At 71.7% G+C, this 12,856-nt stretch carries 8 protein-coding genes; 4 read left to right on the top strand and 4 right to left on the bottom strand.

Annotation, left to right across the window (positions count from 1 at the left end; translation table 11 throughout):
• Window positions 1-342: 342 nt before the first annotated feature.
• Entirely contained in the window at window positions 343-1,893 is a 1,551-nt protein-coding gene (locus tag ACWD10_RS16580; protein ID WP_451091413.1) for an aldehyde dehydrogenase (NADP(+)), read from the bottom strand.
• Between the two features lie 84 nt (window positions 1,894-1,977).
• Window positions 1,978-4,878 carry a glycoside hydrolase family 3 C-terminal domain-containing protein gene (locus ACWD10_RS16575; RefSeq protein ID WP_451091411.1) on the bottom strand — a complete coding sequence of 967 codons (2,901 nt, stop codon included), beginning with the start codon at window positions 4,876-4,878 and terminating at the stop codon, window positions 1,978-1,980.
• 281 nt (window positions 4,879-5,159) lie between these two features.
• On the opposite strand from ACWD10_RS16575, the gene ACWD10_RS16570 reads away from it, so the two are divergent.
• The 4 genes from ACWD10_RS16570 to ACWD10_RS16555 all read left to right on the top strand — a co-directional run bounded on the left by ACWD10_RS16570 (window position 5,160) and on the right by ACWD10_RS16555 (window position 10,097).
• On the top strand, window positions 5,160-6,869 hold the full coding sequence (locus ACWD10_RS16570) for an extracellular solute-binding protein (RefSeq protein ID WP_451091409.1): 1,710 nt from the start codon (window positions 5,160-5,162) through the stop codon (window positions 6,867-6,869).
• A gap of 1 nt (window position 6,870) precedes the next feature.
• Window positions 6,871-7,818 (top strand): ABC transporter permease, encoded by a 948-nt coding sequence (locus ACWD10_RS16565; protein WP_451091407.1) that lies wholly within the window; start codon window positions 6,871-6,873, stop codon window positions 7,816-7,818.
• Entirely contained in the window at window positions 7,815-8,741 is a 927-nt protein-coding gene (locus tag ACWD10_RS16560; protein WP_451091405.1) for a carbohydrate ABC transporter permease, read from the top strand. Before ACWD10_RS16565 ends, ACWD10_RS16560 begins: the two co-directional genes overlap by 4 nt.
• 84 nt (window positions 8,742-8,825) lie before the next feature.
• Entirely contained in the window at window positions 8,826-10,097 is a 1,272-nt protein-coding gene (locus tag ACWD10_RS16555) for an alginate lyase family protein (RefSeq protein WP_451091403.1), read from the top strand.
• Between the two features lie 117 nt (window positions 10,098-10,214).
• Here ACWD10_RS16555 and ACWD10_RS16550 read toward each other — a convergent pair whose 3' ends face one another.
• Window positions 10,215-11,024 (bottom strand): pectate lyase, encoded by an 810-nt coding sequence (locus ACWD10_RS16550; RefSeq protein WP_451091401.1) that lies wholly within the window; start codon window positions 11,022-11,024, stop codon window positions 10,215-10,217.
• A 134-nt stretch (window positions 11,025-11,158) separates the two neighbouring features.
• On the bottom strand, window positions 11,159-12,802 hold the full coding sequence (locus tag ACWD10_RS16545) for an amidohydrolase (RefSeq protein WP_451091399.1): 1,644 nt from the start codon (window positions 12,800-12,802) through the stop codon (window positions 11,159-11,161).
• Window positions 12,803-12,856: the final 54 nt, after the last annotated feature.

Raw genomic sequence — 12,856 nt, 5'->3', positions numbered from 1 at the left:
AGGAGATAGCGGAAAGCCGACTTTTGAGGTCCAGTAGTGCCGAAGCAAGGGCCAAATCACGAGACGACCTGGGCGCCGGAGGGGCTTGATTTTCGGGCGCTCGGGGTGGTTGGGAAGCACCCCGCCTCCCCCACCCGGAGGGGCCAATTGAGGCGCGCCGGTGGGTGGGAGACCACCACTCGGTGCGCCCCCACCTCCCCCACCCACCCGGCGAGGCTGATCTCTTCAGCCCGTCCGGCGTTTGAGGACGAGCGCGTTCAGCGCGATACGGGGGGGGTCTGGGGGCGGAGCCCCCAGTTTCGGGAAGGGGCGGGACTGGGGAATGGGAACCCCGGACCCCCGTCAGCCCTCTTCGGCCCGCCCGTCCACCCGCCGCGGCAGCCCCAGCGGATTGGCCTCGCGGAGTTCCCGCGGCAGCAGCGCGTCCGGTACCGCCTGGTACGCCACGGGCCGCAGCCAGCGCTCGATGGCGGCCTCGCCGACCGAGGTAGACGTGGAGGTCGTGGCCGGGTACGGCCCCCCGTGGTGCTGGGCAGGCGCGACCGCCACCCCGGTGGGCCACCCGTTGACCAGGAGCCGTCCCGCCAACGGCACCAGCCTGGCGAGGAATTCGGCACCACGCCCCTGCCCCGCGGCCTCCGCGTCCGACAGGTGCACCGTCGCCGACAAGTTGCCCGGGAGCCGGGACAGGACGCCGGTGGCCTCCGCGTCCGAGGCATACCGCGCGATCACCGTGACCGGACCGAAGCACTCCTCCAGGAGTACGTCGTGCGGGCCTTCGGCCAGCAGGCGTGCGGCCGGCACCGTGAGGACGCCCGCCCGCACCGTGTGCTCATTGTCGCCCGCGCCCGGGGCCACCGGCGCGGTCACCTCCGGGAGTCCGGCCCGTTCGGCGACGCCCGCGACGAAGTTGTCCCGCATGCGGTGGTCGAGGAGCACCCCGGGCGCGGTCGCGGCGACGGCCTCGCCGAGGGCCTTGAGCACCTGGTCACCGTCGGCCCCGGCGGGCAGCAGCACGAGCCCCGGCTTCACGCAGAACTGGCCGACGCCCAGCGTCACCGAGCCCGCAAGCCCCGCGCCGAGCTCCTCGGGGCGCTCCGCCGCCGCGGCCGGGGTGATCACCACCGGGTTGAGGGAGCCGAGTTCACCGTAGAAGGGGATGGGCACTGGCCGGGCGGCCGCCGCGTCGAAGAGGGCGCGGCCACCGCGGATCGAGCCGGTGAACCCGGCCGCGGCGACCAGCGGGTGCCGGATCAGCTCCACGCCCGCCGTGAAGCCGTGCACCAGGCCGACGACCGCTTCCGGAAGGCCGTGCCGTACCGCGGCCCGGCGCAGCACGGCCGCCGCGAGCTCGGAGGTGGCCGGGTGGTCGGGGTGGGCCTTCACCACCACGGGGCACCCGGCGGCGAGCGCACTGGCCGTGTCTCCGCCCGGCACCGAGAAGGCGAACGGGAAGTTCGAGGCGGAGTAGACGGCGGCCACGCCGAGCGGCACCTTGTAGCGGCGCAGGTCGGGCACGGGCGGGGTGGCGGACGCGTCCGGGTGGTCGATGACGACGTCCAGGTAGGCCCCCTCCTCGACGGTGTCCGCGAAGGACCTCAACTGATAGCAGGTACGGGCGAGTTCACCCGCCAGACGGCCGGTGCCGAGGGCGGTCTCGGCGTCCGCCGCCGCGATCAGCTCCGGCCCGGCCTCGCCGAGCAGGTCGGCCGCGCCGCGCAGGAAGGCGGCGCGTACGGTGCGGTCGGCGAGGTCCGCGCGGGCGGCGTGCGCGGCCCGCACCGCCGCGTCCACGTCGTCCGCCGTGGCCTCCTGCGCGACCTGTTCGCGCTGCGCGCCGGTGCGCGGGTCGATGCTCCGGACGGGTTCTGGGCGGCCTTGTGCTTCCGTCACCTCGACAACCTCCACTGTTCGACATCTCGAACTTCGTTCGCAATAACAGATGTTAGCGACTCTAATGAGCTGCGTTCGAGATGGTCAAGGTCGGGGTGCTGCGTCGCGGCGGGTTCCGAAATCGAGCCGGGCGAGGCGTACCGGGCCGGACAGCTCCACCCACAGATCGTGTACGCCGCGCACGTCCATCCCCGTCGTGGCCATGCGGTAGGCATACGGCCCTTCGGTCGCGGACAGCGTCAGCTCCGCGCACGGGGCCCGGTCGCCGTCGAGGCCCACGCGCACCGTCCCCTCCCCCGCGTACCACACGTACAGGGCCCCGGAGCCGTGGCTCCCGAAGTCGCAGCGCCGATAGCGGAGTTCCCCCACCGCGGGCCCGGCCGCCGGGGTCACGCTGTCCCCGGACGTCTTCGTCTCGTCCGTGATCACCGTGCCGCGCTGTGCGTCGTACGCGACCGCCTCGATGCCGTGCGTCAGGACCGGGCGCGGCGGCACCTGCTCGCCGTCGACCGTCAGGGACGCGGTGCGGCGGATGTCCGCGCTGGAGGCACCCGCCAGGAACTCGTACCGTCCCGGCGCCACCGTCCAGCGGCGGCGCGTCACGTCCCAGAACCCCAACGCGTCGACCGGCACGGTGAATTCGAGCCGTCGCTCGCTCCCGGCCCCGAGCCGGACCCGGCGAAAGCCCACCAACTGCCGCCGGGCCCGGGGCACGAGAGAGTCGGCGGCACGCGCGTACACCTGCACCACCTCGTCCGCCGCCGCGCCGCCCGTGTTCGCCACCGTCACGGTGACCCGCACCTCCTCCCCCACGGCCCACACCGTCAAGTCCCGGTAGTGGAAAGAGGCGTACGACAGGCCGTGCCCGAAGGGATACAGCGGCTCACCCTCGAAGTAGAGATACGTCTGCCGGGAGCCGATCACGTCGTAGTCGTACAGGTCCGGCAGGTCGGCGTCCGAGCGGTACCAGGTCTGCGGCAGCCGGCCCGCGGGTGACACCTCGCCCGCGAGCACCGCCGCCAGGGCGGTGCCCGCGGCCTGCCCGCCGTGCGCGGTCCAGAGCAGCGCGGGCAGGGCGTCCTGCGCGGCCCCGACGGCGTACGGATAGGAGGAGGTCAGGGCCAGGATCGTGCGCGGGTTGGCGGCGTGCGCGGCGCGCCACAGGCGGTCCTGGTGGGCGGGCAGGGCGAGGGTGGTGCGGTCCTCGGTCTCGCGGCCGTTGATGTGCGGATCGTTCCCCGCGACGACGAGCACCGCGTCCGCCGCGGCGGCGGCCCGGGCCACCGCGTCCGTGCCGCGCTCGACCACCTCGAGGGAGAAGACCTCGGCGTCCACGGCCGCGGCGGCAACCCTCAGGCCGTCCGCGGAAACAGAGAGGTAACCACCTGTTCCCCGGTGCCGAAGGAGGTGCCCCGCCGCGTGCCGTTCGAGCCCGAAGGTCTCCCGCACCACCCAGCCGCCCGGCTGCTCCGCCGACGCCCGGACATACCCGTCGGCGGCGACCGACAGATACCGGCCGTCGGGCGCGCGCAGCGTGAGCACCCCGTCGCCCCAGTCGGCGAGCGCGAGCTCACTGCCGTACGCGTCCGTGGTGAGCGGCGGCAGATCGGTGCGGCCCGCGATGAGCGCCGGGTCCAACCCGCCCTCCGCACCCCGGACTTCGCTCTCCTCGGCGGCTTCCGGCACCCGCAGCCACGTACCGTCCGAGGCCCGCAACCGCACCCGGTCCGCGCCCTCCGCGTACACCACGTCCGCGAACCGCTCCCGGATGCCGTCGAGCGGCGTGGCGCGGCGGATCAGGGTGCCGCTGTACCAGTCGAGCTTGCTCTCGTCGGCGAGCAGGCCGACCACCGCGATCCTGGTGTTCGGGGCGAGGGGCAGCAGGCCGTCGTTCTTGAGCAGCACGAGCGCCTGCTCGGCCGCTTCCCGGGCGAGGGCCCGGTGCTCCGGGGTGTCCCAGGCCCCGTCGTCCACCCCGGTACCGGGGTCGAACTCACCGAGACGGAACCGGACATGAAGGTGGCGGCGGGCCGCCCTGTCGATGTCGGCCGCGTCGATGAGTCCCCGCGCGAGCGCCCCGCGAAGACCCTCGAGAGTCGGTCCGGAGTCGGCTCCGTGGTCGGTGAAGCTGTCCACGCCCGCGCGCAGGGCCGCGGCCAGGGCCTCTTCGTGCGTGCCGAAGTACCGCTGCGAACCGGCCAGGTTGGTGGGCGCGCCCGCGTCGGAGCAGACGAGGAGCTCGTCGTCCGTCCAGGTGCGCAACTGCTCGCGCAGATACGGCGATACGTGGTTGGGGCGGCCGTTGACCAGGTTGTACGCGGGCATGACCCCGGCCACGGCACCGGCCTCGACGGCGGCGCGGAAGGCCCGCAGGTCGTACTCGTGCAGGACGCGGGGGCGCACGGACGCGGACGAGGTGTCCCGGGCGGTCTCGTTGTTGTGGGCCAGCCAGTGCTTGAGTACCGGCGCGGTGCGCCAGTGCTCGGGGTGGTCGCCGCGCAGGCCGCGCGTGCAGGCGACGGCGATGGCGGAGGTGAGGGCCGGGTCCTCGGAGTAGCCCTCCTCGTTACGGCCCCACAGCGGGTGGCGCAGCAGATTCACGGTGGGCGCCCACAGGTTGAGGCCCACGCGTGTGTCGCGGGTGCGCATCGCCCGGGTCTCGGCGGCGACGGCCGCGCCGATCCGCCGCACGAGCCCGGGGTTCCAGGTGGCGCCGAGCCCGACGGCCTGCGGGAAGACCGTGGCGGGCCCCATCCAGGCCACACCGTGCAGCGCCTCTTGTCCGGTGCGGAACGCGGCGAGGCCGAGCCGTTCGACGGCGGGCGCGAACTGGTGCAGGAGCGCGAGGCGTTCGTCCGGGGTCAGGCGGTGGAGGAGGTCGTCGACGCGGGCGTCGAGGGGCGCGGACGGGTCGCGGAACAGCGGGGTTCCAGCGGGGCCACCGGTGGTTCCACCGGGGCTCTCGGGGGTGCTCTCAGGGGTCACGTCCAGCCTTCCTCGGGCGGGATCTCGTGCGGCTGCCCGGATCTTCGAAGCGCTTCGATGCTCCGCGTGAGGCTGGGTCGCTGTCAAGGCGCGTACCCGAGCGGCAGCGTCCAACTCCCCGCATCGAACGGCTTGTTGACACTGCTCCCGCCGACGTTCAATTCGTACGCGGTCCCTTGTGCACCCCTGGGGGTTGACCTAGCCTCACTGCCGCATCGAAGCGCTTCGAAGGCCGTTTCACCGAGCCGTGCAGTCTGCGCCGCGCCCGAAGGGTTGACGCCATGACCTCGCTTCCCAGACATCCGTCCCGCCGTTCCTTCCTGACCTCATCGGCCGCGCTGACCGCCGCCGCGGCCGCCGGGGTCCCCCTGCTCGGCGGCTGCGGCGGCAGCGGCGGGGGCACCGCGGACGGCACCACTACGGGCCAGGACCTGAAGAAGCTCCTGCCGAACCACCGGGCCGCCAAGACCCTCCCCCCGGACCTCCCGAGCAAGAACGGCTCCGCCGCCGGATACCTCAAGGCCGTTCCGGCCGCCGACCTCGTCAGCTCGGTGCCGAAGCGGCTCGGCTCCGGCGGCGAGGTGACGGTCATGGCCCCGATCTGGGGGAACGTGCCGAAGCACGGCAACCCCTACTGGTCCGCCATGGACAAGGGCGCCGGTGTCACCGTCCGCTGGCAGAACCAGGACGGCAATACGTACGGGCAGAAGCTCGGCGCCGTGCTCGCCTCCTCCGGCGTCCCGGACGCCGTGGTCGTGCCCGGCTGGGAGCTGACCGGCAGGATTCCGAGCGCGATCGGCCAGAAGTTCGCCGACCTCGGCCCCTACTTGAGCGGCGACCGGGTGGAGGAGTACCCGAATCTCGCCGCGATCCCCACCGGCGCCTGGCAGCGCTCCGTCTTCGACGGTGCCCTGCGCGGACTGCCGATGCCCGCGCCGACCACGCCGAACATCGCCGCCCTGTACCGCGCCGACCTCTTCGCGAAGGACGGCATCGAACCGCCGCGTACGGCACGGGAGTTCTACGACCTGTGCAAGGACCTGAACGCGCCGCGCAGCAAGGTGTGGGCGTGCGGCGACATGTCGTGGTTCGCGTTCGGCATGTTCGGGGTGCTGCCCGAGAAGCCGTACTACTGGAAGCTCGACGGCGACCGCCTGGTCCACCGCTACGAGACCGACGTCTACCTCGAAGCCCTGGCGTGGTCCCGCTCGCTGTACTCGGCGGGGTTCGTGCACCCGGACGCCAAGGCCGAGACCGGCGACATGAAGACCCTGGCCGGTTCGGGCAAGATCTTCCTCTACAACGGCGACGTCTCCGACTGGTACGGCACGACGGTCGTGCAGCGCGTCGATAACGACTCGTTCCGCATGGCCGCGCTCGACTACTTCGCGCCCGACGGCGGCAAGCCGACGCTGTACGCCCGGCCGCCCGCCGACCTGTGGGCCTTCATCAGCGAGAAGGCGGGCGAGAAGACCGTGCGCGATGTGCTCGCGCTCGCCGACTACTGTGCCGCGCCGTACGGTTCGAAGGAGCAGCGGCTGCGCCAGTTCGGCGTCGAGGGCGTGCACCACACGTTCGAGGACGGGGTGCTCACCAAGACCGGCAAGGGCAACAACGAGGTCTTCGGGACGTACGAGTACCTCGCCTCGCCCGCCCCGTTCCTCTCGTACACGGACCACCCGGACGTGGTGCAGGGCATGACCGAGTGGCAGCAGCGCCAGGGCGCGCATGTCCGCAAGCCGCTCTTCCACGGCCTGCAGATCCGCGAGCCGAACCGCTACGCCGCGCTGAACGCCGAGTTCGAGGACCTGGAGAAGGACATCGTGCGCGGCCGCAAGAAGGTCTCCGACATGCGGCAGGCCGTCGCCGACTGGCGGTCGGGCGGCGGCGACCGGCTGCGCGACTGGTACAAGAAACTCGCCGACGAAACCGCCGAAACTGCCGAAACCGCCGAAACTGCCAAGACAGCCGACACCGGCGCGGCCTCCTGACATGGCACGGCCTCCCGACACGGCACTCCCCTTGCGACACCGGCTGCGCCGCGACCGTGCGCTGCTCCTGATGGTGCTGCCAACGGTGCTGCTGCTCCTGGTCTTCACGTACGTACCGCTGCTCGGGAATGTGGTCGCCTTCCAGGACTACGACCCGTATCTCTCGGACAACGCCTTTCAGGCGATGGCGCGGAGCCCGTGGGTCGGGTTCGAGCACTTCCAGCGGATGGTGGAGGACCGGCTGTTCTGGCAGGCGGTGCGGAACACTCTGGCGATCTTCGCGCTACAGCTGACGCTGTTCTTCCCGGTGCCGGTGCTGCTCGCCCTGTTCCTTCACAGCTTTGTCCGGCCCCGGGTGCGGGCGGTCGCGCAGGCGATCCTGTATCTGCCGCACTTCTTCTCCTGGGTCCTGGTCGTGACGGTGTTTCAGCAGATGCTCGGGGGCGCGGGCCTGGTCGCGCAGGTGCTTCGTGACCATGGGCACGAGGGCTTCGACGTGATGACCGATCCGGGCCTGTTCAAGTTCCTCGTCACCTTCGAGCTGTTGTGGAAGGACGCGGGCTGGGGTGTCATCGTCTTTCTCGCCGCGCTCGCCGCCGTGAGCCATGACCTGTACGAGGCCGCGGCGATCGACGGCGCGAACCGCTGGCAGCGCATGTGGCACATCCAACTCCCGGCGCTGCGGTCGGTGTTGGCACTGCTGCTCGTCCTTCAGGTGGGCAATGCCCTGACGGTGGGCTTCGAGCAGATCCTGTTGCAGCGCACCGCGGTCGGGCCGACGGCCTCCGAGGTCCTCGATACGTACGTGTGGAACACCGGCCTCGACAACGGCAACTTCGGCTACGCCGCGGCGATCGGCATCGTCAAGGGCGTCTTCGGCCTGCTCCTGGTCCTCGCGGCCAACAAGACGGCCCATCTGATGGGCGAGCAGGGGGTGTACCGGCGGTGAGTCTGCTGACGTTCGGGCTGCGGCCCGGCAGCCGGACGGGGCTGCGGCCCGCCTGGGAGGAGCCGCCGACCGCGCCCGGCCTTGCCGTGAAGGGCGGAGTGCTCGGCCTGGTGTGTCTGGCGGTGCTCTTCCCGCTGTGGGTGGTGGTGGTCACCAGCCTGTCCACGGTGCGGTCGATCACCGAGGCGGGCGGCCTGGTGGTGGTGCCGCGCGAGCTCACCCTCATCCACTACCAGGAGCTGCTCAGCGGCGGCCAGGTCACCCGGGCGCTCCTGGTCAGCGTCGGGGTCACGGTCGTCGGCACGCTGTTCAGCATGGTCGTGTCGGTGCTGTGCGCGTACGGCCTGTCCCGCAGCGGGTCCGTGCTGCACCGGCCGATCCTGGTGTTCCTGGTGGCGACGATGTTCTTCGGGGCCGGTCTGATCCCCACCTATCTGGTGGTGCAGGGTCTGGGTCTGACGGACACCTATCTGTCGCTGATCCTGCCGAGCGCGGTCAGTGTCTTCAACATCCTGGTGCTGCGGGCCTTCTTCATGAGCACCGCGCGGGAGCTGATCGAGAGCGCCCGCCTCGACGGCGCCGGTGAACTGCGCATCCTGTGGCGGATCGTGATGCCGCTGTCCCGCGCGGTCATCGCGGTGATCACCCTGTTCTACGCGGTGGGCTACTGGAGCGCCTGGTTCAACGCCTCCATCTATCTCTCCGACCCCGAGATGCTGCCGCTCCAGAACGTCATGCAGCAGCTCGTGCTCAAGCAGCAGCGGCCCACGGGCCTCACGCAGGCCATCCAGACCGGGCAACTGTCGCCGCTCGCCATCCAGATGGCGGTGATGGTGCTCGGCCTGCTGCCGGTGGCCGTCCTGTCGCAGTTCGTGCAGCGGCACTTCAGGGCCGGAATGCTGACGGGGGCCGTCAAGGGCTGACCTCCACGCACCTGCCGGCGGGACGCCTCCGGTCCCCCTCGTTCTCCCTCCCCCCACCCCCGTACTACTCAAGGAGCCCCCCACATGGCAGACCACAACAGCCACCGCATCGGCCGCCGCGGCCTGCTCAAGATCGCCGCCGGTACGGCCGCCGCGGGTGCCGTCGGCGGCGGTGCGCTCGCCCTCAACGGCGGTGAACCGGCCGGCGCGGCGCCCGCGGCGCCCGCTGCGGATGCCGCGCCCAAGGCCGCCTTCACGCACCCGGGCGCGCTGCACGCGTTCGGCGAACTCAGCCGCGCCAAGGCCAGGGTCGCCGCCGGATCCGAGCCCTGGCTGTCCGGCTGGCAGCGCCTGACCGCCAACGGCCACTCCGCGGCGGGATGGACGCCCCGACCGCAGGAGACGATCCTCCGCGGCGGCGACGGCCAGAACTACACGCTCCTCTACAACGACATCCACGCCGCCTACCAGAACGCCCTGCGCTGGCACATCGCGGGCAGCCGCGAACACGGCGACACCGCGCGCGACATCCTCAACGCCTGGTCGGGCACCCTGAAGACGGTCACCGGCAATGCCGACCGGTTCCTGGCCGCCGGGCTCTACGGCTGGCAGTTCGCCAACGCCGCCGAGCTGATGCGCGACTACGAAGGCTTCGACCTGGGCCGCTGCCGGACGATGCTGCGCGAGGTCTTCCACCCGGTCAACGAGCAGTTCCTCACCAGGCACAACGACGCCTGCGTCACCAACTACTGGGCCAACTGGGACCTGTGCAACGTCGCGTCGATCATGGCGATCGGCATTGTCTGCGACGACCAGGCGTACTTCGACCGCGCGATCACGTACCTGGAGAGCGGCGAAGGAAACGGCTCTTTCCCGCACGCCATCCCCTTCGTGTACGACGACGTCGACGGGCACGCGCTCGCTCAGTGGCAGGAGAGCGGCCGCGACCAGGGCCACACCGTGATGGGCATCGGCCAGTTTGGCGCGATCTGCGAGATGGCCTGGAACCAGGGCGTCGACCTGTACGGATACGACAACAACCGGTTCATGAAGGCCGCCCAGTACGTCGCCAAGTACAACCTCGGCGAGGACGTGCCGTTCACGCGGTACACCTGGGGCACCGGCCAGAACTGCGCACAGCGCGAGCACACGGTGATCTCCGAGACGAGCCGCGGCCACCTCCGGCCGGTGTGGGACATCCTGCACTACCACTACGTGCGGCGCCGGGGCCTCTCCGTCCCGTACATCACCGCCATGGCGGAGAAGGTGCGGCCGGAGGGCGGCGGCGGGGACTACGGCCCGAGCAGTGGCGGCTTCGACCAGCTGGGGTTCGGGACGCTGCTGTACGCGAAGTAGCGCGCCCCCTGGGTGGAAACACAGGACTGGGTGGAAACACAGGTCTGAGTGGATGCACGGGAAGGGCCCGGCCGGATCGAGTTCCGGCCGGGCCGTCTTCTTCTACGCGGGGGCCGGTCAGTCGTACGTGATGTCCGACTCGGTGAAGCGGCAGTGCACGCCGTCCGGGCCGCTGCCGGTCTCCACCGGCTCGTCGCCGGAGTCGTTGCCGGTGTACCGGACGCAGGTGTCGATCTTCTTGTCCGGATCGCCGTGGATCCGGATGTTCCGCAGCGCGGCCGTGTCGCCGTAGTTGGTGTTGATGCCGACGATGGCCTCGCCGGGCGCGGTGATGTCGGCATCGTTGATGATGATGCTGCGCTTGTACTGGGTCGAGCAGTTGCCGCAGGACCGGACCAGCTTGCCGAAGTTCTCGACCTGGAACTTGCTGACGACGAGCTTGCCCGCGCCGTTGAACTGAAGCACCTTGTCATCGGCCTTGCGGGCGCCGCCGCCGTACACCAGGTAGACGGAGTCCGCGGACTTGCCCTTGAAGGTGGCGGCGTCCTCGCCGACGTCCTCCCACCACACGTTCTGGATGGTGCACCGGCCCAGGCAGTGCACGCCGTCGGCGGCCGGGGCGCCGAGGACCACGTTCTTCAGGACGGCACCGTCCGCCAGCTGGAAGATGGGTCCCTGGTCCTCGCCCTGGCCGCCGTCTCCCAGGTCACCGCTGCCGTAGTAGCGCTTCAGACCGCCGTCGAAGGTGCCGGAGACCTCGATGGTCCGGCTCACGGCCTGCTGTCCGGTCGGCTCGGGCCAGGCGGCCGCGGCGCCCGCGGGCGACAGCAGGGAGTTGGTGGCGACCGCCGCACCGGTCAGCCCGACCGCGGCGGCGAGCGCGGTGACGACGCGACCCCGCGTCAGTGTCCGTCTGTGTCGGCTCATGCGTCCCGTTCCTCGGAGGTGGAAGGGAGCGTGCCCGCTCCCCCTTGCACCTCCTTGTCGCCGCCGACGCGGGTCCGGTTGCCTTCGGCCTGCGGAACTTTCGCGCCTGGGATCCTGACCCGCATACGTCCGGGTCAGCTCAACTCGGCGGCGCGATAGGCCGGTTGGCCATCGACGACCGTCAAGAGGACCGGCAGTTCCGTGAGTTCGGTGGCCGCCGTGGTCAGCGGATCGTCCGCGAAGACCGTCAGGTCGGCCCGCTGCCCGATGGCGAGCCGCCCGGCCACAGCCTCCTCACCCGCCGCACGGGCCGGGTTGACCGTCATGCCCCGCAACGCCTCCAGGGCGCTCAGGGCCTGGTCCAGGCCGTGCGGGGGCCGGGTGAGGTCGCGGCTCGGGCGACGGTGGCGGGCGCCCGCCATGACGCCGAGCGGCGGGTACGGGGCAATCGGCCAGTCGGAGCCGAGCACCACCGTGGCCCCGGAGTCGACCAGGTCACGGCAGCGCCAGGCGCGGGACGCGCGCTCCTCGCCGAGCCGCCGCGACCAGTTGTCGGTGTGGTCGGCGCGGGTGAAGTCGCAGCAGTGGGTGGGCTGCATGGACGCGATCACGTCGAGCTCGGCGAAGCGGCGCAGGGTGTCGTCGGGCACGGTCTCGATGTGCTCGATCCGGTGCCGTACCGCCGTGTCGGTCAAGTCCGCGGCGGCACGGGCCTGTTGGACCGCGTCGAGGGCGTGCCGCACGGCGGCGTCGCCGATCGCGTGCGTGGCGGTGGGCACGCCCGCGCGGTGGAGTTCGCCGACGATCCGGGTGTACGCGGCGGGGTCGGGCCAGAAGGCGTGCGTGGACTCGCCGTGGCAGTCCGGGCGTTCGAGCCAGGCGGTGCCGTTGTCGATGGTGCCGTCCATGAACAGCTTGACCCCGGCAGTACGCCAGAGCCGTCCACCGACGCCCTGCTGCGCGACCAGCGCGCGCACCGCATCGGCGTCCGCACCCGGCTGGCACCACGGCGCGACCCGAAGGCGCAACGGCAGCTCGCCGGCCTCGTCGAGCTCGGCATAGCGCGCGAGACTGTCGTCATTGGCGTCCATGACATGGCCACCGGTCAGGCCCGCGGCGGCCATGTCGCGCAGCACGGCGGCGAGCCGGGCGCGCCGCTCGGCAGCGGTGGGCCGGGGCGCGACCCGCTCGACCAGCGCGCAGGCGGCGTCCTCCAGAAGCAGCCCGGTGGGCCGCCCGGCAGCGTCACAGACGACCTCGGCGGCCTGCTCGAAGTGGCGCGGCCCGGTCACACCCGCCAGTTCCAGGGCCCGCGGGCTGGCCACCATGGAGTGGGCGTCGAAGAGGAGCAGCAGCGCCGGGATGCCGTCGAGCACGGGGCCCAGCGCGGCGGAACCGACCGCGTGGTCCCCGAAGACATTCGGGTCGAGCCCCCAGGCGTGCAGCCAGGCCCCCGGCGGCAGCGCGCGGGCCTGCCGGGCGAGGCGTTCGCGTACGGCGTCGAGGTCGGCACAGCCCGACAGGTCGAGCCCATGGGTGAGTTCGGCCCCGGACACCGGATGCAGATGCCCGTCGACCAGACCGGGCGTGACGACGGCGCCCTTCAGGTCGAGCACGATGGTCGAGGGACCCGCGAGGGCGCGTACCCGCCGATCGTCACCGAGCTCGACGACCTTCCCGCCGGACAGGGCGAGCGCGGTCTCGGGCCGTACGCGTCCGGTGACCGGGTCGAGCAGGCGCGCGGAGAGGAGAACAAGGGAAACGACAGGGCTGTGCACGGGGAGTGGGCTCCTTGCGGCGGTGGGATGGGCGGGGGCAGTGCGTACGGGCAC

The organism is Streptomyces sp. NPDC002851, from assembly GCF_053591935.1.
This window is presented reverse-complemented; position numbering and strand designations above follow the sequence as displayed.

Bases quoted from the DNA above. Each gene is read 5' to 3' on its own strand.
- ACWD10_RS16570 (WP_451091409.1), top strand. From the start codon at position 5,160: ATGACCTCGCTTCCCAGACATCCGTCCCGCCGTTCCTTCCTGACCTCA.
- ACWD10_RS16565 (WP_451091407.1), top strand. From the start codon at position 6,871: ATGGCACGGCCTCCCGACACGGCACTCCCCTTGCGACACCGGCTGCGC.
- ACWD10_RS16555 (WP_451091403.1), top strand. From the start codon at position 8,826: ATGGCAGACCACAACAGCCACCGCATCGGCCGCCGCGGCCTGCTCAAG.
- ACWD10_RS16550 (WP_451091401.1), bottom strand. From the start codon at position 11,024: ATGAGCCGACACAGACGGACACTGACGCGGGGTCGCGTCGTCACCGCG.